At 66.3% G+C, this 1046-nt stretch carries 1 pseudogene (running past one end of the window); it reads left to right on the top strand.

What is annotated here, in order from left to right:
• Positions 1–993: pseudogene (ilvA, locus tag B2R83_RS17860) on the top strand (threonine ammonia-lyase, biosynthetic) (it extends 440 nt beyond the left edge of the window).
• Positions 994–1046 lie beyond the last annotated feature (53 nt).

Raw genomic sequence — 1046 nt, forward strand, 5'->3', positions numbered from 1 at the left:
GGCGGCCTGGTGGCCGGCGTGGGCGCCTATGTAAAAGCGGTGCGGCCGGACATCAAGGTGATCGGCGTGCAGACCATCGATTCGGATGCGATGGCAAGAAGCCTGAAGGCCGGCCAGCGCGTGACCCTGAACGACGTCGGCCTGTTCTCGGACGGCACCGCGGTGCGCCTGGTAGGCGAGGAAACCTTCCGCGTGGCGCAGCAGGTGGTGGACGAGATCATCATCGTCGACACCGACGCGATCTGCGCCGCGATCCAGGACGTGTTCCAGGACACCCGCAGCATCCTCGAGCCGGCCGGCGCGCTGGCGGTGGCCGGCGCCAAGGCCTATGTGGAACGCTCGCAGATGGCAAAGAATCCGATCAAGGGCGAGACCCTGGTGGCGGTGGCCTGCGGCGCCAACATGAACTTCGACCGCCTGCGCTTCGTGGCCGAGCGCGCGGAACTGGGCGAATCGCGCGAGGCCGTGTTCGCGGTGACCATCCCCGAGCAGCGCGGCAGCTTCCGCCGCTTCTGCGCCCTGGTCGGCCCGCGCAACGTCACCGAATTCAACTACCGCATGGCCGATTCGCGCGAGGCGCACATTTTCGTCGGCGTGCAGGTGGGCAGCCGCAGCGAGTCGGGCCTCCTGGCGCGCACCTTCGAGGAACACGACTTCCGCACCCTCGACCTGACCCATGACGAACTGGCCAAGCTGCACATCCGCCACCTGGTGGGCGGGAAAAGCGCGCAGGCCCAGGACGAATTGCTGTATCGTTTCGAGTTTCCCGAACGGCCGGGGGCCTTGATGCGCTTCCTCGACAGCATGGCGCCGAACTGGAACATCTCGCTGTTTCACTACCGGAACCAGGGCGGCGACGTGGGACGCATCCTGGTCGGCCTGCAGGTGCCGGCGGCGGAGATGGAGGAGTTCCGGCAGTTCCTGGCGACGCTGGGGTACCGGTATTGGGATGAGAGCAGCAATCCGGTGTACAAGCTGTTCTTGGGCGCATAGATTCGCCAATCGGAGCTCCTAGCTCAAAGACCGTCGTACGCGCCACTGGCGCC

The organism is Massilia sp. UBA6681 (assembly GCF_002454935.1).
Taxonomy (GTDB): domain Bacteria; phylum Pseudomonadota; class Gammaproteobacteria; order Burkholderiales; family Burkholderiaceae_D; genus Telluria; species Telluria varians.